We start from the raw sequence: 23,554 nt of genomic DNA on the forward strand, positions 1-23,554 counted from the left end.
AAATGCGGGGCTTTTTACATTCTTTACGAGATGTTTCTGTTTTCCCTTCTGGTCGTCCTTTGTTGCAAATCCACGAGCTTATTAGCATAGTTAGACGATGAATCTCTGAACTATTCCTGTTAAATCAGTCCGTTGCTTTTTAACGCTGGAGTCAGAGTGCAAGATAAATCCCGAGGGAAGCCCCCTCATTTTACCCCCGTCCGGTTTGGCCTGGTATGCGCCGTTATTTTAAGCTGTCTGGGCTTCCTCCTCGCGCGAGTTGGCTGGTTGCAAATTGTCTCTCCCGATAATCTGGTCAAGCAGGAAGATATGCGCTCGGTGCGCGAAGAACCGATTGATGTGCCACGAGGCATGATTGTCGATCGCGAAAACAGACCATTGGCCGTGAGTGTGCCGGTCAGCGCCATTTGGGTCGATCCGCAAACCCTGATGGAGAAGGGGGGAGTGGGGTTCGATAACCGCTGGCAGGCGCTGGCGAAAGCCTTGAACCTCTCCCTGAGCGCTTTGCAGGCTCGTGTCAACGCGCACCCACACAGCCGGTTTCTCTATCTTGCCCGTCAGGTGGATCCGCTTCAGGCGCAGTGGATTGATAAGCTGCATCTTCCGGGAATTAATCTGCGCGAAGAGTCGCGTCGTTTTTACCCCGCAGGACACGTGGCGGCGAACCTGATTGGTTTCACGAATGTTGACGATCAGGGCATTGAAGGTATTGAAAAAAGCTTCAACAGCCAGCTTATTGGCAAGCCGGGGTTGCGCAGGGTACGTAAAGATAAATTTGGCCGGGTGATCGAAAACATTACTGAAGTAGCCCCGGTTCCCGCACATAACATTCAGCTCAGTATTGATGAACGCCTGCAAACGGTGACGGAAGACGCGCTGGATAACGCCGTGCGCTGGAACAAAGCCGCGTCTGGCGCGGCGGTGCTGGTAAAAATTGATACCGGTGAAATATTGTCGATGGCGAGCTACCCGGACTACAACCCAAACAATCGCGAAGCTGCAACGCTGGATGATTTCCGCAACCGCGCAATCAGCGATACCTTCGAACCGGGTTCCACGGTGAAACCCTTAGTGATCATGACGGCGCTTCAGCAGGGCATTGTTCGTCCCGATAGTGTGGTCGATACCCATCCTTATGTACTGGACGGGCACCGTATTCGTGACGTGGGCTATTATCCAGAGCTCACCCTAACCGGTATTTTGCAAAAATCGAGTGACACGGGCGTCTCGCGTCTTTCACTGGCTATGCCGGTACAAAAGCTTCTGGATACCTACACCGCGTTTGGCTTCGGGCAACCGACCGGGCTGGGCTTAACCGGTGAAAGTCAGGGGCTGTTACCGCATCGACGTTACTGGGGCGAGCTGGATCGCGCGACGTTCGCATTTGGTTATGGTCTGATGGTCACGCCGCTGCAACTGGCACACGTGTATGCCACTATCGGCGGTTTTGGTATTTCGCGCCCGCTCTCCATTACCCGTATTGATCCGCCGGTCATCGGCCATCGGGTGATGCCCGAAACATTGGTACATCAGGTTGAACATATGATGGAAAGCGTGGCGCTGCCGGGGGGCGGCGGGACAAAAGCCGCCGTTCGTGATTATCGCGTCGCGGTGAAAACCGGCACCGCCAAGAAAATTGGCGGCGACGGGAAATATGTCGATAAGTATGTCGCCTATACCGCAGGCGTCGCGCCCGCCAGCAATCCACAATTTGCGCTGGTCGTCGTGATCAACGAACCGCAGAACGGGCAGTATTACGGCGGTGCGGTATCCGCCCCGGTATTCAGCCAGATAATGGGCGATGTTCTCCGTCTGGAAAACGTTATGCCGGATGGTTTGCCGCAGGGGTCAGATAATTTGATTGTTATGCATACATCTTCAAGCGCGCCTGCACTGTAAATCCTCCCACTCAGGGGCGAAAAGCGTTACACTTTCGCCCTTTCAATATTCCCCCGGAGTTGTTATGTCCTGGAGTTGCCCGCTCTGCCACGCGCCGCTCACCCGCAGCGGAAACAGCTATTGCTGTCCTCAACGCCATCAGTTTGATATGGCAAAAGAAGGCTATGTCAATCTACTGCCCGTGCAGCATAAGCGTTCCCGCGATCCGGGCGACAGCGCAGAGATGATGCAGGCGCGCCGCGCGTTCCTTGATGCCGGACACTATCAACCGTTACGCGATGCCATTTGCGCGAAGCTTGACGGGATAAAGCCAGCGCATTTGCTGGATATTGGCTGTGGGGAAGGGTACTACACACATGCTTTTGCAGAGATAGCAGGCCATACATGGGGACTGGATGTGGCGAAAAACGCTATTCGCGCCGGGGCGAAGCGCTACGCTAATGTCGATTTCTGTGTGGCTTCGAGTCAACGTTTGCCGTTTGAGGCGAATAGCATGGACGTGGTAGTACGTATTTACGCGCCCTGTAACCCTGAAGAGCTGGCCAGAGTGGTCAAACCCGGCGGATGGGTGATTACCGTCACCCCAGGGCCGCGACATTTAGTCGAGCTAAAAGGGCTGATTTACGATGAAGTTCAGTTGCATGCACCGCATTCGGAAACGTTGCCGGGCTTCACGCTGCAAACGCACGATGCGCTGGCTTACCCGATGCAGTTAAGTGGAACAGAAGCGGTGACGTTATTGCAGATGACGCCGTTTGCCTGGCGCGCTAAACCGGACGTGTGGGAGACGCTGAAAGGGCAGGAACACTTTGACTGCCAGACCGATTTTGCTATTCATGTCTGGCAGCGTTTGGACGATTAACCGGCGAAATGGCTGTAGAGAATTTCTGCGCCAATGCCGATGAGCACAAGACCGCCGAGAATCTCAGCCCGTTTGCCAAGCAGCGGGCCGATAAAGCGGCCAATCATCATCCCCAGCGTCGACATGGTGAAGGTCGCACAGCCGATGGCCAACGCCATCACCAGAATATTAACCTGTAAAAACGCCAGACCGACACCGACCGCCATCGCATCAAGGCTGGTGGCAATCGCGGTGGTCACTAATAACCAGAAACCGTGACGGCGGGGCGGTTCGCACTCTTCATCGCTATCATCGCCCCGGAATCCTTCGACAATCATTCGTCCGCCTAAAAAGACCAGCAGCACGAACGCCACCCAGTGGCTCCACTCCAGCACAAAGCGGCTGGCGAGCATACCCAGCCCCCAACCAATCAGCGGAGTAAGGGTTTCGATAACGCCAAAGATAAGGCCGGTACGAATGGCTTCAGAAAATTTTGGTTTGTGGAGTGTGGCACCTTTACCCATCGATGCAGCGAAAGCATCCATCGACATGCCAAGGGCGAGGAGAATAATTGCGTATGCGTTCATCAGAGCGTCCAGACCGGGAATATCCATATGACACACTCCTGCCCCCAGTAAACAGCAGTAAGCGTATCTATGGTCTCGCCTAACCATTCGCGTTTGAATGGTTCGTACGTGCCACGTTTTGCAACGAGTATGTTGACACGCACATTTTCAGATGACTGAAAATCGGCTACTCCCCAACGACGGACGCAACCTTAACATATTTTTAGAATATAAACCAAGAACAGAAAGTGTTATTTCTTTTAACTAAATGATAACGATTTTCATTTTCGAAATAAGGTGAGAAAAACGTTAATTAATATCGTGGGTTTATTGTGCTGATATAGCCAGAGCTATGTTTGACGTGCTGGAAAATAGCACAATCATAGCGCTGGCTATATTTGTAACTTATTGAGATGAAAGCAGAAGCCTGGATATTTTTTCGAGGTCGTCAATATTCTTCACGCGAACCAGCAAACGTCGTTGTTCTAATTGCATGACCAGAACACCATCCTCAGATAAATTCATCTGTTTCACCCGCGGATATTCAATCCAGATATTGGCGAAGAAAAAACCCGCCGATTTGAAAATGATTTTGGGGCTGCGGATCCAGAACAGATAAAGACCCATCAATGCCAGAGACGATAACAGCCAGGTGGTGATTTGTGCACCATTATTGTTGATGTTGTTATAGATAAGAATCGCGATGAGACCGACGAAAATTGCACCATCGATACGGTTACGACGCAGAAGGGGGATAGAAAGCAGCGTGGTGCCATGACGGCGGGGCATGATGAACTGGTCGTAAATGGCAAAAGCCAGCAGCGCGATGATGAAGAAAACCAGTACCCAATCCGTTATTGTCATTAAGCCTCCGAATAAAAAAACCGGGGGCGTAAGCCCCCGGCGCACAACAGATATTACAGGCCCAGCAGGCCGACAGCGTAGCCCGCGATACCGATGACGAAGAAGCCAACGATGATCCACAGCGGGTTAACTTTCTTACGCAGCAGCCACATACAGGCGAAGGTTAACAGCAGCGGCACCAGACCCGGCATCAGCTGGTCCAGGATTGTCTGCACAGTCGTGACACGCGTCTGGCCATCCTGACCGGTGATGGTCGAAACCACCAGTGGAATGTTGACGTGCGTCCACTTGTTAACCAATGCCCCCATGACAAACAGGCCGAGGATTGACGCTCCCTCAGTCAGTTTCTGCAGGAAGCCGCCGCCCATATCTTTAACGATATCGACACCTTTACGGTAGCCATACGCCACACCGTAGTAACGGGTCGCCAGACGCACAACGTTAAACAGGATGAAGAACAGCAGAGGCCCAAGCAGGCTGCCGCTCATCGCGATACCTGCACCGAGCGCCGCGAAGACGGGACGCACAGTACCCCAGAAGATCGGGTCGCCGACGCCTGCCAGCGGGCCCATCAGACCGACTTTGATACCGTTGATAGCCGCATCGTCAATTTCAGCGCCGTTAGCACGCTGCTCTTCCATCGCAAGCGTTACGCCGAGAACCGGTGCTGCAACGTACGGATGGGTGTTAAAGAACTCCAGGTGACGCTTGATAGCCTGTTTACGCGCATCGTTGTTCTCAGGATACAGACGACGGATCGCCGGCACCATGGAGAAGCAGAAGCCCAGCGCCTGCATACGTTCGAAGTTCCATGAACCCTGGAACAGGTTTGAACGCAGGAACACGCCACGGATGTCGCTCGGAGTGAGTTTTTTCTCGGTGGTAGTTTGAGTTGTATCAACCATGTCGCTCACCTGTTAGTCCAGTTCGTTATCAAGATCGTTCGCGCCAGCAGCCGGAGCCGCAGCACCCGCAACGCGGTTATATTTCGGGCTCAGCTGAATGTACAGAATCGCCATTACCGCACCAATCACACCCAGCGCAACCAGGTTGAAGTTGGTGAAAGCAGCGGTAACGAAGCCCAGGTAGAAGAACGGCATCAGGTAGCCTGCACGCATCATGTTAATAACCATGGCGTAACCGACGACAACAATCATACCGCCGGCGATGTTCAGACCGCTGGTGACCACTTCCGGGATCGCGTTCAGCATGTTCTGTACTTCGCTGGTACCCACGGACACCGCCACGATCACGGCCGGGATAGCGATACGCATCGCCTGCAGGAACAGGGAGGAGACGTGGATCCAGGAGAGTGCCGTCAGGTTGCCATTATCGGCCGCCTTATCCGCTGCGTGCTGGAAGGCCACGGTAATGGTACGTACGATGATGGTCAGAACCTGGCCTGCCGCAGCCAGAGGAATCGCCAGCGCGATACCGGCGCCGATGCTCTGCTGACCTGCAATAACCAGAATGGTTGAGATGATGGATGCCAGCGCGGCGTCAGGCGCAACCGCCGCACCGATGTTCATCCAACCCAGGGCGATCATTTCCAGCGTACCACCGATGATGATACCGGTTTTCATGTCGCCAAGAACGATACCGACCAGGGTACATGCCACCAGCGGACGGTGGAACTGAAACTCATCAAGGATCGACTCCATACCTGCGATACAGGCAACGATGAATATCAGCACAATTTGAAGAGTGGTAATCTCCATTGTACTTCTCCTATAAACGTAAGACTAAAGTGTGAAAACTGAGTGACAATTAACGAGATAGCTTATTTGCCAATCTTGTTAATCAGATCCATCATTTTCAGTTTCGGATCGTTGGAGACCTTACGGACTTCCAGCTCGATACCACGGGCGTTCAACTTCTTGAACGCTTCAATATCTTTTTCATCGACCGAAACGGCGTTATTCACCTGAGTTTTACCCTGGCGGAAGGCCATACCGCCGATGTTGATGGAGGTGAATTTCACACCACCTTCAGCAAGGCGTTCGACATCCGTCGGGTTCGTGAACAGCAGCATCACTCGTTCACCCGCGTATTTCGGGTTGTTGTAGACGCGAAGCATCTTGGCAATATCAACCACATGCGCGGTTACGCCCGGAGGAGCAACCTGCGTCAGCAGGGTTTTACGTACGGTATCTGCGGCAACTTCATCGCTGACGACGATGATGCGGCGGACGTTGGTTTCTTTAGTCCAGCGGGTAGCGACCTGACCGTGGATTAAACGGTCATCAATACGCGCGAGGCCAATGACCATATAGTCATTTTCACCCATCGGTTTAACCGGAGCCGCAGGTTTCGCTGCGACCGGGGCGGGCGCGGCTTTTTCAACCGGCTTCGCTTTCAGCGCTTTCACGCCTTCACGGCCCGTTTCAACGGCAATCGCTACCAGCTCATCAAACGACGGGTTATCATCACGCGCCATCAGCGTTTCCACTAACATCGGAATGTTGACGCCCGCGATGACTTCATACTGTTCTTTATCGACGACAATGCGACTGGCCGCGTTGAACGGGCTTCCGCCCCAGGTATCAACGAGGAACAGCACGCCTTTGCTGGTATCAAGCTTTGCCAGCTGTGCGTTGTATTTTTCGATTAATGTCTCGGCGTTTTCGCCAGGCACGAAATCGATCCAACCCACATTTTCCTGCTCGCCCAACAGCATCTCTGCCGTCTTCAGCAGTTGTTCTGCTGCCCAACCATGTGTGCCTATTACAATAGCAATCGTCACTTGCTACCTCCTTTTATTATCGTTGCATCAGGCGGGCTGATGCTTGTTGAAGCGATATCGTGACCGAATCGATTCAGATAAGGGTTTGAGAGAAAAAATTAATAACTGCCGAGAATTATTTTAGATAGTGAAAAAATAATTAATGTGATGAAGATCCGTAATTTAGTCAAAGGGGGCCAATTATTTTGCGGCGCAAAAAATAATCTTACTTATTGCAAAGACAGGTAAATCTTTGCCAAATTGTGATCAGTTTTTGCTATGTTTAGCTTCCGTTTAATTTTGCAGGAGTATAGGGCAGCAGCCCAAAGTATGGACCGTCACCGACGCCTTTACACGTTCACATCGCACATTTGTGCAGTACACCCCGGCCAGCCGCGCCACCGTTCCCTTTTGTCCGAAATTGTCACGCCTGTATTTGACAGCGCGATGACGCGTCATCTTATTAGCTGGAGTCGCTCATGGAATTGTTAATGGACCCGTCAATCTGGGCCGGTTTGTTGACGCTTGTCGTCCTGGAAATCGTACTGGGTATTGATAACCTGGTCTTTATTGCGATCCTTGCGGATAAACTGCCGCCGAAACAGCGTGATAAAGCACGCCTGATCGGCCTGTCGTTGGCGCTGATAATGCGTCTGGGCCTGCTCTCGGTGATCTCGTGGATGGTCACGCTCACCGCGCCGCTGTTCAGCGTGTGGGATTACTCGTTCTCCGGGCGTGATTTGATCATGCTGTTGGGTGGTCTGTTCCTGTTGTTTAAGGCGACAACCGAGCTTCATGAACGGCTGGAAAACCGCCAGCACGATGCTGGACACGGCAAGGGCTACGCCAGCTTCTGGGTTGTGGTACTGCAAATTGTCGTGCTGGATGCCGTCTTCTCCCTTGATGCGGTCATTACCGCCGTGGGGATGGTGAACGATCTGCCTGTCATGATGGCGGCAGTGGTGATTGCAATGGGCGTGATGTTGCTGGCTTCAAAGCCGTTGACGAACTTCGTCAACCAGCATCCGACGGTGGTGGTGCTCTGTCTGAGCTTCCTGCTGATGATCGGTTTGAGCCTCGTGGCGGAAGGTTTCGGTTTCCACATTCCGAAAGGTTACCTGTACGCGGCGATTGGTTTCTCAATCATCATCGAACTGTTTAACCAGATTGCGCGTCGTAACTTTATTCGTCATCAGTCAACGCTGCCATTACGTGCGCGTACGGCAGATGCCATTCTGCGCCTGATGGGCAGCCGTAAGCAGGCCAGCCCGCAACAGGAAGGGGATAACCCTACGCCTGTGTCAGTACCTGAAGGTGCGTTTGCGGAAGAAGAGCGCTATATGATTAACGGCGTGTTGACGCTGGCTTCGCGTTCCCTGCGCAGCATCATGACCCCGCGTGGCGAAATCAGTTGGGTCGATGCCGACCTCAGCAAAGACGAAATCCGCGAACAGCTGCTTTCGTCGCCGCACAGCCTGTTCCCGGTGTGTCGTGGCGAACTGGATGAGGTTATCGGTATCGTTCGCGCCAAAGAGATGCTGGTGGCGCTGGAAGCCGGAGATGACGTGGCGGCAATTGCCTCAGCCCATCCAGCCATTGTGGTGCCGGATACACTTGACCCGATTAACCTGCTGGGCGTACTGCGTCGGGCGAAAGGCAGCTTTGTTATCGTCACCAATGAGTTTGGCGTAGTACAGGGCCTGGTCACGCCGCTGGATGTGCTGGAAGCGATCGCCGGTGAGTTCCCGGACGCCGATGAAACGCCGGAGATCGTCGCCGATGGCGAAGGGTGGATTGTGAAGGGCGGTACCGATTTGCACGCGCTGCAACAGGCGCTGGATATCGATAATCTGGTCAACGACGAAGAGGATATCGCCACCGTTGCGGGCCTGGTGATCGCCGTTAACGGTCATATTCCGAAGGTAGGTGATGTGATTGAACTGGCGCCGTTGCAGATAACCATCACCGAAGCCAATAATTATCGTATCGACCAGGTGCGCGTGGTGAAGCAACCGTCAGAACATGACGAAGAAGAGTAACGCGAACCTTTAAGGCATAGCGGGCGGAGGTAGCCCGTTATGCTTCGCCAGCCACTGGGGGAATTCCGCCAGTGGCATCGGCGGCGCGTAGAGATAACCCTGCAGTAAATGCACGCCGTGGCGCTGCAAATAGTTTGCCTGCTCCGGCGTTTCCACCCCTTCCGCCACCAACTCAATGTTCAACCGCTGTCCCAGCGCAATGATAATGTCCGTCACCGTCGAGTTAACCGCATCAGTACCAATCGCGTGGGTAAATGATTTATCAATTTTCAGCACATCGGGATGCAGTTTCTCAAGCCACGAGAGCGAACTGTTGCCGGTGCCGAAATCATCAATTGCCAGCTGAACTTTCTTGCTGTGCAGCTCGCGTAAAAGCGTGCTGTTCACGTCGTGCAGCGCGTCGCGCTCGGTCAGTTCAATGGTTAACTGGACGGTGGGGTTTACGCTGAACCACAGGTTGTTGAGGTCTGCAAGAAGCAACTTGTCATCACGGAAATGCGCAGCGGCAGCGTTGATGCCGATATGGAACTTGGGATCGGCGGGAAAGTAATGCAGCTGTTGCGCCGTTTCATTGAGCACATAGCGAGTCAGCGGCAGGATCAGATTTTTGGCTTCGGCAATGGGGATAAACACATCTGGCGCAATCGGGCCGAGACGGGGATTATTCCAGCGCAGCAGGATCTCAACGCCGTCGCAGCGCTGGGCACGGGTGTTCATCAGCGGCTGGCAGAAAAGGGTAAATTCGCGCTGGGCAATGCCCATGTTGATTTCCCAGGAGAAGCTCATACGCCTGGCGGTGGCAATCCAGGTTATCCATGCGAAAAGCAGACTGAGGATCAGCGCCAGCGGTAGCCTGCCGGGTAACTCATGCAATGCCAGCGTCCAGAATGAGGGGCCGCTAACGGCAATGCTGAAAGGGTATGCCCGGGATGCCTGCGAATAGAACATCTCACCTTTACGCTGCAATCGCTGCTCGCTGATACCCACGCCGTCCATGTAATAGGCATTATCAATACCCAGACTGGTGCGCGTAATGAGCGGCGGGAAAGGGTCGAGAATCATCTCGCTGACCAAATCAATGTTAATCCCGATCACCACGCCATTGCGATCGTCCTGTGCCGCCGGGAACCACTGCATCAAAACGGGACTTCCTTTGACCAGCGAACGATCTATGGTGAGGATAATATTTGGCGTGCTGGCCGCTAACCTGGGCTGCAATTTGCGCAACGGAATGTTGCGCTCGCCAAAGGCGCTGGAGCAGTAAAGAACACCGTCCTTGACCAGGAAAATTGAGCGTGCAGTTTTTAAGGTTGCGACCTGCTGACGAAGCTGTAACAGGTTGTCATTACACGGTTTTCCGATGAGAGGCTGCAGGTCAATACGCTCTTTTTCCAGACTTCGCAGGATCTTTTCCATCGTGGTGACCGCGCGCAGGGTATAGCTTTCTATCTGCTGTTTATTTTCGCTACGCTGTAAAATAAATCCAATACCCAGCGTAAGCGAAAAGACACCCAGCGCCACCAGAACGCAGAGAAGAATACGCTTATGAAGATATTGTTTTACTATCCAGTGCGCAGATTGCATATCCGATGCTCAATACCTGGCCAGAGCCTTTCACGGCAACACATGCAAGTTTAGCGGTGCGCGAAGAAAAAAGTGAGGGAAAAGAGCGAAATAAATCGCCCATCCGAAGATGGGCGAGGAGTGGTTAGTCACACTGTACTTTAATCGCGAGGCCGCCGCGGGAGGTTTCGCGGTATTTGGCGTTCATATCTTTCCCTGTTTCATACATCGTTTCGATGACTTTATCGAGAGAGACGCGCGGCTCGCTGGTGCGGCGCATCGCCATGCGTGAGGCGTTAATCGCTTTTACCGAAGCGATAGCGTTACGTTCAATGCACGGAACCTGAACCTGACCTGCCACCGGGTCGCAGGTGAGACCCAGATTGTGTTCCATACCGATTTCCGCCGCCACGCAAACCTGTTCCGGGCTGGCACCCAACAGCTCAGCCAGACCCGCAGCCGCCATGGAGCAGGCCACGCCCACTTCACCCTGACAACCCACTTCCGCACCGGAAATAGAGGCGTTCATTTTATAGAGCGCACCAATCGCCCCGGCGGCGAGGAAGTAGCGAATGTAGATATCCGGGCTGACGGATTCAATAAAGTGATCGTAGTAGGCCAGTACCGCTGGCACGATCCCGCAAGCGCCGTTAGTCGGCGCAGTAACCACGCGCCCCCCGGCGGCGTTCTCTTCATTCACTGCCAGCGCGAACATATTGACCCAATCGACCACGTTCATCGGGTCGTTAGAAAGTTTATCGCTGGCAACCAGCAGACGACGCAGGGCGGAGGCGCGACGCGGTACGCGCAGCGGCCCCGGCAGCACGCCTTCGGTGTTCATGCCACGATCGATACAGGCCTGCATGGTCTGCCAGACATTCGCAAAATACGCTTCAATCTCTTTCTTGCTGTGCAGTGCCAGTTCGTTCTGCATGACCATGCCGGAAAGTGACAGGCCGGTCTCTTTGCAGTAGTTCAGCATTTCGGTCGCGGACGCGAACGGGTAAGGCACGCTTACCTCATCGACCGAGTCTTTGCCGAAATGCTCTTCATCAACGATAAAACCGCCGCCGATGGAGTAATAGGTTTTGCTATAGACTTCCGTTTCACCCGCCCAGGCGTGGATCTGCATACCGTTTTCATGCAGCGGCAGGTTGCCGTTGTGGAAGCGCATGCCGTTGTCTTTCGGAAAATCGACTTCTTTGCGTCCCTGCGCCAGCAGCAGCCGGCCACGGGTTTCGACGTCGCGGATAAACGCGGGAATAGCATCAATATCGACCGTCGCAGGCTCGTTGCCCGCGAGGCCCATAATAATGGCGATATCAGTATGGTGACCTTTACCGGTTAACGAGAGCGAACCGTAGACGTCAACCGCCACGCGGGTGACATCATCAATCAAACCTTTTTCGACCAGGTCATCGACGAACTGCTTGCCTGCTTTCATCGGCCCTACAGTATGGGAAGATGAGGGGCCAATCCCCACCTTGAACATGTCGAATATACTAATCACGTTGTTACTCCTGACAGGGTTGCCGGCGTGTTGCGGCAACGATGTTATAATTGCGCATAGTGTATGAGGGAACCGGATATTCGGCTGAACTATTCACATGAATTAAACTAATGAATCGATACTATTTTACTAATGCCGAACATCTTGCTGTTACGCTAAGTATAGTCAGGGTTTCAGGCCTACCTGTAGCGCCAGTTCACGAATAATGCCGGCGGTCATTCCCCAGACAAAATAGTGCTGGTACCACGAAAGCCATACACGGTGTGAATCTCCACGGCGATGAATATCGAGTGGATGGTAACGCCCAAGTCGCAGCGCCTCCGCCAGCGGCATTTCGAAAACGGATGAGACTTCATCGACGCTGGCGTGATAGTGCAGATTTGGCGGGATCACGCCAACTACGGGCGTAACCTGAAAACCGGTCACGCTATCAACCGGGGGCAGCATACCGATGACCTCAACGCTCTCTGGCGGAATGGCCACCTCTTCCTGCGCTTCACGCAGCGCGGCGGCTATCAGCGACGCATCGGTGCTATCGACCGCGCCGCCGGGGAACGCTACTTGACCAGGATGTTTGCGCAACGTTGCCGAACGCTGGGTTAACAGCAATCCCGGTTCAGGACGCCGCACGATGGGCACCAGCACCGCCGCCTGCCGCTGATTGACCGCTAAGCGGTTCGCCTGTGGGCGCAGCAGTTGAAAACGGGAGAGAAAATCGTCCAGGTTCAGAGCGGGGGATGCCATGGTTAAGACTCCAGTTGATGCAGAATACGGTTAACTTTATCAAACGTTTCCTGATATTCCGCGGCTTCGTTGCTGTCTGCCACGATACCACCTCCTGCGGAACAGTAAACCTGACCACGCCAGGCGGTGACGGTGCGAATGGTGATGCTGGTATCCATATTGCCACAGGCGCTGAGATAACCAATGCTGCCGCACCAGGCGTTACGGCGATGCGGTTCGAGTTCGTCGATAATCTGCATGGCCCGCACTTTCGGCGCACCGGTAATCGAACCGCCGGGGAATGCAGCACGAAGCAGGTCGCTGGCGTGGAGCGTATCCGGCAAGGTCGCGGTAATCGTACTCACCAAATGGTGCACCGCCGGGAAGGGCTCCACCACAAACAGCTCCGGTACGCGAACGCTGCCCGGCACCGCGACGCGGCCAATATCGTTGCGCATCAAATCGACAATCATCAGATTCTCAGCGCGTTCTTTCGGTGAATTCGCCAGCCGTTCAGCCTGTGCTGCGTCTTCAGTGGCGTCGGCCAGACGGGGAAGCGTACCTTTAATCGGTCGCGTCTGAATTTCGCCTTGTTCCAGCAGAATAAACCGCTCCGGCGAGAGGCTTAAAATCGCGCCTTCTTCAAGTCGGATAAACGCGCTGAACGGTGCGCGGTTACTGCGGTTAAGCTGAATGAACGCTTGCCATTCATCGCCGGTATAGCTCGCCTGAAAACGCTGAGCAAGGTTGACCTGATAACAATCGCCGCTCTGCAGATACGCCTGTACCTGGCGGAATTTTTCGCCGTAGGTTTCCCGGCTCATATTTGCCTGCCACGCCGAGGTTAACGTAAATGGCCGCCCCGATTGCTTCTGCTGATTCAGCAGCCAGTCCAGGCGCTCCTGGACGTTATTCTGGCTGACCAGCGTTACTGTCTGGCGACGATGGTCGACAATCAGCGCCCAGTCATAAATACCCACTGCCATATCTGGCAGGTCGATATCCTGCTGCGCATGATGGGGAAGCTGCTCAAAGCGGCGACCCAAATCGTAGCCGAAAAGCCCCAGCGCACCGCCGATAAACGGCAAATCGGCAAGGGGAGTAGTATTAAATGCACAACCATCCACTTCAGCGTGTAAAAGCGAGAGCGGATCCTGCGTTGACACGGTATGCTCACTGCCGCGCGTGATCGTGGTTGTTTCGCCGTGCGTCACCAGGGTGATGAGAGGTTGCGCAACCAGAATGTCGTAACGACTGTGAGGATGCTCTGCATGACCCGAGTGGAGCAACATCGCCCATGGCTGGTGACTTAACGGCGCAAAATAGTGCTCGGCGGCATCCTGTCGCCACGGTAGCGTAATCATTGACGGGAGTAACATCTTCCTCAAACCCAAACAGCGTGAAATAATAAGCGCCAACAATGTAGCAGGAGTCAAAGATGTTTGCAGGATTACCTTCGCTGACCCACGAGCAGCAGCAACAAGCGGTAGAACGTATTCATGAACTCATTTCTCAGGGAGTGAGCAGCGGCGAAGCGATTGCGCAGGTCGCCGCAGAAATTCGCGCCACTCACAAGGGAGAACAGATCGTGGCGCGATTTGAAGATGAGGATGAAGAAGAGTAGGGCATTACACCGCGGCGATAATTTTAATTTCGACCTTATACTCCGCTTTCATCAATCTGGCCTGCACGGTGCAACGCACCGGCGCATGGCCCGCAACAACCCATTCATCCCACGCTTTGTTCATGGCGGCGAAATCATCTCCATTGGCGAGAAAAATCGTCGCATCAAGAATTTTGGTTTTATCGCTACCCTGTTTTTGCAAAATTGCGTCAATCTGCGCCAGGGTGTTTGCTGTTTGCTCGTAGGCATCCGCTTGCAGATTTTCCGGTACCCCGGTGTAGTACAGCGTCTGGTTGTGAATCACGACATCAGACCAGCGGGCTTCGGCATCTATACGCGTAATCGTCATTGCAGTTTCCTCTGTTGAAATTCCTTTAAGGGCGCAAGAGTGCCATATTGTTGCCCGGTCGTCATCCGTTCGACTGGCGAAAGGACGGTCGGCCTGACATAATCACTGTCCAAATAAACAGGGGGCAGTGTGACGGACGATTTTGCAGCAGACGGTCAGTTAGCGAAAGCGATTACCGGTTTTAAACCACGCGAACCGCAGCGTCAGATGGCGCACGCCGTGGCGCAGTCAATCCGTGACGGCGAGCCGCTGGTGGTTGAAGCAGGAACCGGCACCGGAAAAACCTACGCCTACCTTGCGCCAGCGCTGCGCGCCGATAAAAAGGTCATTATCTCTACTGGTTCGAAAGCGTTGCAGGATCAGCTCTACAGCCGTGATTTACCGACGGTGGCAAAAGCCCTGGAATTCAAAGGCAAACTGGCGTTGCTGAAAGGGCGTTCCAACTACTTGTGTATTGAACGTCTTGAACAGCAGGCGCTCGCGGGCGGCGATCTGCCCGTCAACACGTTAAGCGATGTGATTTTGCTACGCTCGTGGGCGAATCAGACAATAGATGGCGACATCAGCACCTGTGTCAGCGTCGCGGAAGATTCGCAGGCCTGGCCGCTGGTGACCAGCACCAATGACAACTGTCTCGGTAGCGACTGCCCCCAGTACGCCGACTGCTTTGTGGTGAAGGCGCGTAAAAAAGCGATGGATGCCGATGTGGTGGTGGTCAACCATCACCTGTTTCTGGCCGATATGGTGGTTAAAGAGAGCGGTTTCGGTGAACTCATTCCCGAAGCCGAGGTAATGATTTTCGATGAAGCGCATCAGCTTCCGGATATCGCCAGCCAGTATTTTGGCCAATCGCTCTCCAGCCGACAGCTGTTAGACCTCGCCAAAGACATCACCATCGCCTACCGCACGGAACTGAAAGACACTCAACAACTGCAAAAATGTGCCGACCGCCTGGCGCAGGCCACCCAGGATTTCCGCTTGCAGTTGGGTGACCCTGGCTACCGCGGGAATCTGCGTGAACTGCTGGCGGATAACACCATTCAGCGCGCGCTTCTGCTGTTAGATGATGCGCTGGAGCTCTGCTATGACGTCGCCAAACTCTCGCTCGGGCGCTCAGCCTTACTGGACGCGGCCTTTGAACGTGCGACGCTGTATCGTGCGCGACTCAAGCGGCTTAAAGACGTCAATCAGCCCGGTTACAGCTACTGGTATGAATGCAACTCGCGCCACTTTACCATGGCGCTCACGCCGCTCACGGTTGCCGATAAATTCAAAGAAGTGATGGCGCAGAAGCCGGGTAGCTGGATTTTTACCTCGGCCACCTTATCGGTAAACGACGATCTGCATCACTTCACCGATCGTCTCGGCATCGGAGAGGCGCACTCACTTCTGTTGCCGAGCCCGTTTGACTATGCGCATCAGGCGTTGCTGTGCGTGCCGCGCAACCTGCCGTTACCTAATCAGCCGGGCGCGGCGCGGCATCTGGCAGCCATGTTAAAACCTATCATCGAAGCCAACGATGGGCGCTGTTTTATGCTTTGTACCTCACATGCCATGATGCGCGACCTTGCCGAACAGTTCCGCGCCACCATGACGTTACCGGTGTTGCTTCAGGGCGAAACCAGTAAAGGCCAACTGCTGCAACAATTTGTCAGTGCCGGGAACGCGCTGTTGGTGGCGACCAGCAGCTTCTGGGAAGGCGTGGACGTGCGCGGCGATGCGCTCTCGTTGGTGATCATCGACAAACTGCCCTTTACCTCTCCGGACGATCCATTGCTTAAGGCGCGAATGGAAGATTGTCGTCTGCGTGGCGGCGATCCGTTTGAAGAAGTACAGCTTCCGGATGCGGTCATCACCCTCAAACAGGGCGTGGGGCGTCTGATTCGCGACACGGACGATCGTGGCGTGCTGGTGATTTGCGACAATCGACTGGTGATGCGTCCGTATGGCGCAACCTTCCTTGCCAGCCTGCCGCCTGCGCCGCGCACGCGAGATATCGGACGCGCGGTGCGCTTCCTGGCGATGTCATCCATTCGTTAACAGGGGCGCAGCCTGGTACAAAGTGTGCTAAGATGCGCGCCATTTTATTGATCTGCAATTGCGAGAGCGCGACGAATCATGCGAATTCTGGCTATCGACACCGCCACGGAAGCCTGCTCGGCTGCCCTGTGGAATACCGGTGAAATCTGTGCTCATTTTGAACTCTGTCCTCGTGAACACACCCAACGCATTCTGCCTGTAGTGCAGGATATTCTTAGCCAAAGTGGCGTCACCTTAGCGGAGCTGGACGCGCTGGCGTTTGGCCGTGGGCCCGGTAGTTTTACCGGTGTGCGTATCGGTATCGGTATTGCGCAGGGGCTGGCGCTGGGTGCTGAACTGCCGATGATTGGTGTCTCGACGCTTGCGACGATGGCGCAGGGCGCATTCCGCAAAAGCGGCGCGACGCGTGTTCTGGCAGCCATTGATGCGCGAATGGGCGAGGTCTACTGGGCGGAGTACGTTCGCGACGACCAGGGGATCTGGCACGGCGAAGAGAGTGAAGCGGTGCTGAAGCCAGAAGCGGTGAAAGAACGCCTCATGCAGTTATCCGGTGAATGGGTCACCGTGGGAACCGGTTGGCCGGCATGGCCAGATCTGGCCGCCGACGCCACGCACCTCACGATTACCGATGGTGAGGTACTACTGCCCGCGGCTGAAGACATGCTGCCCATCGCGGTTTATCTGCTGGAGCAGGGCAAAACCGTCGCCGTTGAGAAAGCCGAACCTAAATATTTACGCAACGAAGTGGCATGGAAGAAACTTCCGGGCCGTGAATGAATCTTAGTAAGTAAATACTGAGAAAAAGGAGTTGCATCATGGCGGGTCAAAAAGCGGTCGTTCGCGTTGCTCTTGCGGGGCTTATTGCCGTCGCACTGAGTGGCTGCGTCAGCGTGCCGGATGCTATTAAGGGCAGTAGCCTAACGCCGCAGCAGGATCTGGTGCGCGTGATGGCGTCGCCGCAACTGTATGTCGGCCAGGAGTCCCGTTTCGGTGGGAAAGTTGTCAATGTGCAGAATACCAACGGGAATACGCGTCTGGAAATTGCTACCGTGCCGCTCGACAGCGGTGCGCGCCCGATTCTTGGAGAACCTTCACGCGGGCGAATTTATGCCGATGTGAGCGGTTTCCTCGATCCCGTCGATTTCCGTGGGCAACTGGTCACGGTGGTCGGCCCGATCGCGGGTACGGTGGAAGGCAAGATAGGCAATACCGCCTACCAATATCTGCGTGTTCAGGTCACCGGCTATAAACGCTGGCGCGTGACCCAGCAGGTGGTGATGCCACCGCAGCCGATCGATCCCTGGTTCTACGGCCCGCATCCGTGGCGTGGGGGATATGGCTATGGTGGTTGGGGATGGTATAACCCCGGCCCCGCTCAGGTACAAACCATCGTTACTGAATAACGAATTGATTTGTAAAAGAAAAGAGACAGCGGCTAGTCCGCTGTCTCTTTATTTAGCTGGTACTAGAAAAATAAAAAGTGACGCGCTTCGCAACCTGCGTTTTGTGTAATTAATAAACTGGTACGCTGAGTTAATATTATGTTAACGGATGGTTTATTAATTGGGGTTGTGATGACGACGAATACGCATTTTAGAGGTGATACTTTGAAGAAGGTTTGGCTCAACCGTTATCCGTCCGATGTGCCGGCGGATATCAATCCTGACCGTTATCAATCCCTGGTTGAACTCTTCGAACATGCCACGACGCGCTATGCTGATCAGCCCGCGTTCGTCAACATGGGCGAAGTGATGACGTTTCGTAAACTGGAAGAGCGCAGTCGTGCGTTCGCCGCCTATCTTCAGCAGGGGCTGGGGTTACAGAAGGGCGATCGCGTGGCGTTGATGATGCCAAACCTGCTGCAATATCCGGTCGCGCTGTTCGGTATTCTGCGCGCGGGCATGATTGCGGTGAACGTCAACCCGCTTTACACCCCGCGTGAGCTGGAGCATCAGCTCAACGACAGCGGTGCGGCAGCGATTGTGATCGTCTCCAACTTTGCCCATACCCTTGAAAAAGTGGTCGAGAAAACCCAGGTAAAGCACGTTATTCTGACGCGCATGGGCGATCAGCTTTCCACCGCGAAAGGGACGCTGGTTAATTTTGTGGTGAAGTACATTAAGCGTCTGGTGCCGAAATACCATCTGCCTGATGCTATCTCTTTTCGTCGCGCGCTGCACAACGGCTATCGGCTTCAGTATGTTAAACCTGAGATCAGCGCTGACGATCTCGCGTTCCTGCAATATACCGGCGGTACTACCGGTGTGGCGAAAGGCGCGATGCTCACGCACCGCAATATGCTTGCCAACCTCGAACAGGTTAACGCCACCTACGGGCCGCTGTTGCATCGCGGTACGGAGCTTGTGATCACCGCACTGCCGCTTTATCACATCTTTGCGCTCACCATGAACTGCCTGCTGTTTATTGAGTTGGGCGGTAAGAACGTGTTAATCACCAACCCGCGCGATATTCCGGGGCTGGTGAAGGAGTTGGCAAAGTATCCGTTTACCGCGATGACCGGAGTGAATACCTTATTTAACGCGTTGCTGAACAACAAAGAGTTTCAGCAGCTCGATTTCTCGACGCTGCACCTTTCGGCAGGTGGCGGTATGCCGGTACAACATGCGGTTGCCGACCGCTGGGTAAAACTGACCGGGCAGTATCTGCTGGAAGGCTATGGCCTGACGGAGTGCTCGCCGCTGGTGAGCGTAAATCCACACGATATCGACTATCACAGCGGCAGCATTGGCCTGCCGGTGCCGTCCACCGACGTTAAGCTTGTGGACGACGACGATAACGAAGTGGCGCACGGCGAGCCGGGCGAACTGTGCGTGAAAGGGCCACAGGTGATGCTTGGCTACTGGCAGCGTCCGGATGCGACAGACGAAATCATCAAAGACGGCTGGCTGCATACCGGCGATATCGCGGTAATGGATGACGAGGGCTTCCTGCGCATTGTCGATCGCAAAAAAGACATGATTCTGGTCTCTGGCTTCAATGTGTATCCAAATGAAATTGAAGATGTGGTGATGCAGCATCCTGGCGTTCAGGAAGTGGCCGCCGTCGGCGTACCGGCGGGAAGTAGCGGCGAAACGGTGAAAATTTTTGTCGTTAAGAAAGATGCCTCGTTAACCGATGACGCGCTCATTACCTTCTGCCGACGCCAGTTGACGGGCTATAAAGTGCCAAAACTTGTCGAATTCCGTGATGAATTACCGAAGTCTAACGTTGGTAAGATTTTGAGACGAGAATTACGTGACGAAGCCCGTACTAAAGTAGAGAATAAAGGCTGAGAAATTTTTAAGTCGCCAGACGCCGGCTATGCCGGCGTTTTTATTGGGCGCAACCTAAGAGAGTATGATTTGAACTATCAGATGATCACCACCAACGAAGCGCTCAGCACCTTGTGCGATGCCGTTTCGCAGGTCACTTCCATCGCGCTGGACACTGAGTTTGTCCGCACCCGAACCTATTATCCGCAGTTGGGATTAATTCAACTGTTTGATGGACAGCAAACGTCGCTTATCGATCCGCTCGGCATTACCGACTGGGCACCGCTACAGGCGATTTTGCAGAATACGGATATCACCAAGTTTCTGCACGCGGGCAGTGAAGACCTGGAAGTGTTTCTGAATGTTTTCGGTTCAATGCCAAAACCGCTGATTGACACCCAAATTCTGGCTGCGTTTTGTGGCCGCCCAATGTCCTGGGGCTTCGCGGCAATGGTGGAAGAGTATACCGGCGTTAAACTGGATAAAAGCGAATCGCGTACCGACTGGCTGGCGCGCCCGCTGACCGAGCGTCAATGCATCTATGCGGCCGCAGACGTCTGGTATCTGCTCCCTATCGCGCATAAGCTGATGGCGGAAACAGAACAGGCTGGTCGCTTAGAGGCTGCACTGGATGAGTGTCGTCTTATGCAGCAGCGCCGTCAGGAAGTGGTTGACCCGGCTGAAGCCTGGCGCGACATCACCAACGCCTGGCAGCTGCGTACGCGTCAGCTTGCGTGCCTGCAACTTCTCGCCGACTGGCGTCTGCGTAAAGCCCGTGAGCGCGATCTGGCGGTGAATTTTGTGGTGCGTGAAGAACATTTGTGGAGCGTGGCACGCTATATGCCGGGCAGCATGGGCGAGCTCGATAGCCTGGGTCTTTCCGGTAGCGAAATCCGCTTCCATGGTAAAACGCTGCTGAGCCTGGTGGCAAAAGCGCAGGCACTGCCCGAAGACGCATTGCCGGAGCCGCTGCTGAACCTGATGGATATGCCGGGCTATCGCAAGGCGTTTAAAGAGATTAAAGCGCTGGTGCAGGAAGTGGGGCAGGAGTCTGGCGTCAGTGCTGAACTACTGGCGTCGCGTCGCCAGATTAACCAGTTGCTGAACTGGCACTGGCAACTGAAAACCTTCGCCAGCGCACCGGAGATGATCTCCGGCTGGCGCGGCGAACTGCTGAGTGGCCGTCTTGACGCGCTGCTCGCCGAGTATCCGCGCTAAAAAAGAAACCCCGGTGGCCTGCGCCATCCGGGGTTTTTCTCACATCGACCAGTGATATCAGGACTTCGACTCTTCCGCTTCTGGTAAGGTCACGTTAAGTTCCAGAATCGAGATATCCCCGTCTTTCTGCTCCAGCTGTACGGTCACCATTTCCGGGTCAATCTGAATATATTTACAGATGACTTCCAGGATGTCCTTGCGCAGTTGCGGCAGGTAATGCGGTTCAGCATCGCTGCGGCGGCGTTCTGCCACAATAATCTGTAAGCGTTCTTTCGCGATATTCGCGGTGCTCTTTTTTCGTGAGAGAAAAAAGTCGAGTAATGCCATAATTTATCCTCCGAACAGGCGTTTGAGGAAACCTTTCTTCTCTTCTTCAATGAAGCGGAAAGGACGTTCTTCTCCCAACAGACGATCCACGGTGTCGGCGTAGGCTTTACCTGCATCCGACACTGCATCCAGAATAACCGGTTCACCCTGGTTGGATGCGCGCAGCACAGATTGATCTTCCGGGATAACGCCGACCAGTTTGATGCGCAGAATTTCCAGCACATCTTCCATGCTCAGCATATCGCCTTTGTTTACACGACCCGGATTGTAGCGGGTCAGCAGAAGGTGTTCTTTGATAGGCTCTTCACCGTTTTCCGCACGACGCGATTTTGAGGCCAGAATGCCCAGAATACGGTCGGAGTCACGCACGGAAGAGACTTCCGGGTTAGTGGTGATGATCGCTTCATCAGCGAAGTAAAGCGCCATCAGCGCGCCGGTTTCGATACCCGCCGGGGAGTCGCAGACAACAAAGTCGAACTCCATCTTCTTCAGCTCGTCGAGCACTTTCTCGACGCCTTCGCGAGTCAATGCGTCTTTATCACGAGTCTGAGACGCCGGGAGAATAAACAGATTTTCCGTGCGCTTATCTTTGATTAGCGCCTGGTTCAGCGTGGCATCGCCCTGAATAACGTTAACGAAATCATACACAACGCGGCGTTCACAGCCCATAATCAGGTCGAGGTTACGCAGGCCGATATCGAAGTCGATAACGACAGTTTTCTTTCCCTTCTGCGCCAAACCAGTCGCGATGGCCGCGCTGGAGGTGGTTTTGCCCACGCCCCCTTTACCCGAAGTCACAACAATAATGCGTGCCATAGAAATTCCTTGTTAAAAGGGATTAATTAAACGGTTGAATTGTCAAAGCGCTGTTGTCTAAGCGCAGACGCGCCGCTTTGCCATAAAACTCGGCTGGGATTTGATCGCTCAGCCAATATTCCCCGGCAATGGACATTAATTCCGCTGCCAGATGTGTACAAAAAATTTGTGCTTCTCGATCGCCAGATGCGCCAGCCAGCACGCGTCCCCGCATCATGCCATAAACATGAATGTTACCATCAGCGATAAGCTCAGCGCCTGCGCTTACGTGGTTTGTAACAATCAGATCACAGTTTGGCGCATAAATGCGCTGACCGGAACGAACCGGCATATCAATCAATCGCGTTTTTGTGATCGTGCTAACAGTTGGGGCAGGTTCTGGCTGAGGTTGCGGTTCGACGGGAGCAGGGCGGGCGATTTTTTCTTTACCCTCAGTGAGTAAAGGCAGGCCCGCTTTGTCGATTTCGGCTTTCATTCGCGGGTTCTTCGCGCCGCTCACGCCCACAATACGCAAGCCTGCAGCGTTAATCGCCTGCTGCAACGGCTGCCATTGGGTCGTCTCTTCCAGACTACTGACGTTGACCACCACCGGCGCGTGACGAAAAAAAGCCGGAGCCTGAGCCACCTTGTCTTCTAACGCCTGACGAATAATCTCGGGATTTGCCTCATGCAAATGCACCACTGATAAAGTGAAGCTACTGCCTTTAAGTTCGATTGGCGTGTTTGACATCCTGGCCTTACTCAATTTGCTATTTATCATCCAGCACAATGCGGTGATATTCCGAAGACTATCAGGCATGTTATAGTCACTGATATATAGAGGCAAGTCACCACGGGCTTAAATAAGAGTAAAAGTATGTTTTGTGTGATCTACCGGAGCGCTAAACGCGACCAAACCTATCTTTATGTCGAAAAAAGAGACGATTTCTCCCGCGTGCCTGAGGAGTTGATGAAAGGCTTTGGCCAACCGCAGCTGGCGATGCTGCTGCCGCTGGATGGGCGTAAACAGCTGGTAAACGCCGATCTTGAGAAAGTTAAACAGGCACTCAAAGATCAGGGATATTATTTACAGATCCCGCCGCCGCCGGAGAATTTACTGAAACAGCATCTGGCCGAATCAGGTAAACCGCAAGATTAATCCTGGTCTGTTATTGATGTTGGTCGAAAAATGAGTCTATTAG

The 23,554-nt window shown here is 54.0% G+C and carries 23 protein-coding genes and 1 riboswitch; of the genes, 10 read left to right on the plus strand and 13 right to left on the minus strand.

Features of this window, described 5'->3' with window-relative positions; genetic code table 11:
- The first annotated feature begins 156 nt into the window (after window positions 1-156).
- Window positions 157-1,899 carry a peptidoglycan glycosyltransferase FtsI gene (ftsI, locus tag DBY68_RS12845; RefSeq protein WP_108475327.1) on the plus strand — a complete coding sequence of 581 codons (1,743 nt, stop codon included), beginning with the start codon at window positions 157-159 and terminating at the stop codon, window positions 1,897-1,899.
- A 64-nt stretch (window positions 1,900-1,963) separates the two neighbouring features.
- Entirely contained in the window at window positions 1,964-2,761 is a 798-nt protein-coding gene (gene rlmA, locus DBY68_RS12850) for a 23S rRNA (guanine(745)-N(1))-methyltransferase (RefSeq protein ID WP_108475328.1), read from the plus strand.
- Here rlmA and mntP read toward each other — a convergent pair.
- The 5 genes from mntP to manX form a co-directional block, all read right to left on the minus strand.
- Window positions 2,758-3,327 (minus strand): manganese efflux pump MntP, encoded by a 570-nt coding sequence (mntP, locus tag DBY68_RS12855; RefSeq protein ID WP_108475390.1) that lies wholly within the window; start codon window positions 3,325-3,327, stop codon window positions 2,758-2,760. The two genes, rlmA and mntP, sit on opposite strands and share 4 nt — an antisense overlap.
- Before the next feature lie 81 nt (window positions 3,328-3,408).
- Window positions 3,409-3,514, minus strand: a riboswitch (yybP-ykoY riboswitch).
- A gap of 197 nt (window positions 3,515-3,711) precedes the next feature.
- Window positions 3,712-4,170, minus strand: coding sequence for a DUF986 family protein (locus tag DBY68_RS12860; RefSeq protein ID WP_108475329.1), 459 nt, complete (start codon window positions 4,168-4,170; stop codon window positions 3,712-3,714).
- Between the two features lie 53 nt (window positions 4,171-4,223).
- Window positions 4,224-5,075 (minus strand): PTS mannose transporter subunit IID, encoded by an 852-nt coding sequence (locus DBY68_RS12865; protein ID WP_015964071.1) that lies wholly within the window; start codon window positions 5,073-5,075, stop codon window positions 4,224-4,226.
- Window positions 5,076-5,087: 12 nt separating this feature from the next.
- A complete protein-coding gene (gene manY / locus DBY68_RS12870) occupies window positions 5,088-5,888 on the minus strand; it encodes a PTS mannose transporter subunit IIC (RefSeq protein WP_108475330.1) in 801 nt (266 codons plus the stop codon).
- 62 nt (window positions 5,889-5,950) lie between these two features.
- Window positions 5,951-6,913 (minus strand): PTS mannose transporter subunit IIAB, encoded by a 963-nt coding sequence (gene manX, locus DBY68_RS12875; protein ID WP_015964073.1) that lies wholly within the window; start codon window positions 6,911-6,913, stop codon window positions 5,951-5,953.
- A 458-nt stretch (window positions 6,914-7,371) separates the two neighbouring features.
- Between manX and yoaE the strand changes: the two genes are divergently transcribed.
- The gene (gene yoaE / locus DBY68_RS12880) at window positions 7,372-8,931 is read left to right on the plus strand and encodes a CNNM family cation transport protein YoaE (protein ID WP_108475331.1); all 1,560 of its coding nucleotides are present in this window, start codon (window positions 7,372-7,374) and stop codon (window positions 8,929-8,931) included.
- A 9-nt stretch (window positions 8,932-8,940) separates the two neighbouring features.
- On the opposite strand, the gene DBY68_RS12885 is transcribed toward yoaE, so the two are convergent.
- From DBY68_RS12885 to pabB, 4 genes are all read right to left on the minus strand, one after another.
- Window positions 8,941-10,515 carry an EAL domain-containing protein gene (locus tag DBY68_RS12885; protein ID WP_108475332.1) on the minus strand — a complete coding sequence of 525 codons (1,575 nt, stop codon included), beginning with the start codon at window positions 10,513-10,515 and terminating at the stop codon, window positions 8,941-8,943.
- 124 nt (window positions 10,516-10,639) lie between these two features.
- On the minus strand, window positions 10,640-12,004 hold the full coding sequence (gene sdaA / locus DBY68_RS12890; RefSeq protein WP_108475333.1) for an L-serine ammonia-lyase: 1,365 nt from the start codon (window positions 12,002-12,004) through the stop codon (window positions 10,640-10,642).
- Window positions 12,005-12,169: 165 nt separating this feature from the next.
- The gene (locus tag DBY68_RS12895) at window positions 12,170-12,748 is read right to left on the minus strand and encodes a CoA pyrophosphatase (RefSeq protein ID WP_108475334.1); all 579 of its coding nucleotides are present in this window, start codon (window positions 12,746-12,748) and stop codon (window positions 12,170-12,172) included.
- Window positions 12,749-12,750: 2 nt separating this feature from the next.
- A complete protein-coding gene (gene pabB / locus DBY68_RS12900; protein WP_108475335.1) occupies window positions 12,751-14,106 on the minus strand; it encodes an aminodeoxychorismate synthase component 1 in 1,356 nt (451 codons plus the stop codon).
- 59 nt (window positions 14,107-14,165) lie between these two features.
- On the opposite strand from pabB, the gene DBY68_RS12905 reads away from it, so the two are divergent.
- A complete protein-coding gene (locus tag DBY68_RS12905; protein WP_108475336.1) occupies window positions 14,166-14,351 on the plus strand; it encodes a YoaH family protein in 186 nt (61 codons plus the stop codon).
- 4 nt (window positions 14,352-14,355) lie between these two features.
- Here the strand turns inward: DBY68_RS12905 and DBY68_RS12910 are convergent, their stop codons facing one another.
- Window positions 14,356-14,700, minus strand: coding sequence for a RidA family protein (locus tag DBY68_RS12910; RefSeq protein ID WP_015964080.1), 345 nt, complete (start codon window positions 14,698-14,700; stop codon window positions 14,356-14,358).
- Between the two features lie 129 nt (window positions 14,701-14,829).
- Between DBY68_RS12910 and DBY68_RS12915 the strand changes: the two genes are divergently transcribed.
- From DBY68_RS12915 to rnd, 5 genes are all read left to right on the plus strand, one after another.
- Window positions 14,830-16,740, plus strand: a complete 1,911-nt coding sequence (locus DBY68_RS12915) for an ATP-dependent DNA helicase (RefSeq protein WP_108475337.1) — start codon at window positions 14,830-14,832, stop codon at window positions 16,738-16,740.
- 78 nt (window positions 16,741-16,818) lie between these two features.
- A complete protein-coding gene (gene tsaB / locus DBY68_RS12920; RefSeq protein ID WP_108475338.1) occupies window positions 16,819-17,517 on the plus strand; it encodes a tRNA (adenosine(37)-N6)-threonylcarbamoyltransferase complex dimerization subunit type 1 TsaB in 699 nt (232 codons plus the stop codon).
- 38 nt (window positions 17,518-17,555) lie between these two features.
- The gene (locus DBY68_RS12925; protein WP_108475339.1) at window positions 17,556-18,143 is read left to right on the plus strand and encodes a Slp family lipoprotein; all 588 of its coding nucleotides are present in this window, start codon (window positions 17,556-17,558) and stop codon (window positions 18,141-18,143) included.
- A gap of 204 nt (window positions 18,144-18,347) precedes the next feature.
- On the plus strand, window positions 18,348-20,033 hold the full coding sequence (gene fadD / locus DBY68_RS12930) for a long-chain-fatty-acid--CoA ligase FadD (RefSeq protein ID WP_108475340.1): 1,686 nt from the start codon (window positions 18,348-18,350) through the stop codon (window positions 20,031-20,033).
- 81 nt (window positions 20,034-20,114) lie between these two features.
- The gene (gene rnd, locus DBY68_RS12935; RefSeq protein WP_167405857.1) at window positions 20,115-21,230 is read left to right on the plus strand and encodes a ribonuclease D; all 1,116 of its coding nucleotides are present in this window, start codon (window positions 20,115-20,117) and stop codon (window positions 21,228-21,230) included.
- A gap of 57 nt (window positions 21,231-21,287) precedes the next feature.
- Here rnd and minE read toward each other — a convergent pair whose 3' ends face one another.
- From minE to minC, 3 genes are read right to left on the minus strand one after another with little or no spacing between them, the layout of a single operon-like run.
- Window positions 21,288-21,557 carry a cell division topological specificity factor MinE gene (gene minE / locus DBY68_RS12940; protein ID WP_015964086.1) on the minus strand — a complete coding sequence of 90 codons (270 nt, stop codon included), beginning with the start codon at window positions 21,555-21,557 and terminating at the stop codon, window positions 21,288-21,290.
- Between the two features lie 3 nt (window positions 21,558-21,560).
- Window positions 21,561-22,373 (minus strand): septum site-determining protein MinD, encoded by an 813-nt coding sequence (gene minD / locus DBY68_RS12945; RefSeq protein WP_108475342.1) that lies wholly within the window; start codon window positions 22,371-22,373, stop codon window positions 21,561-21,563.
- 22 nt (window positions 22,374-22,395) lie between these two features.
- Entirely contained in the window at window positions 22,396-23,103 is a 708-nt protein-coding gene (minC, locus tag DBY68_RS12950; RefSeq protein WP_108475343.1) for a septum site-determining protein MinC, read from the minus strand.
- Between the two features lie 126 nt (window positions 23,104-23,229).
- On the opposite strand from minC, the gene DBY68_RS12955 reads away from it, so the two are divergent.
- A complete protein-coding gene (locus DBY68_RS12955) occupies window positions 23,230-23,511 on the plus strand; it encodes a YcgL domain-containing protein (RefSeq protein WP_108475344.1) in 282 nt (93 codons plus the stop codon).
- Window positions 23,512-23,554 lie beyond the last annotated feature (43 nt).

The sequence above is a fragment of the Pseudocitrobacter sp. RIT415 genome (assembly GCF_003057695.2).
GTDB lineage: Bacteria > Pseudomonadota > Gammaproteobacteria > Enterobacterales > Enterobacteriaceae > Pseudocitrobacter > Pseudocitrobacter faecalis.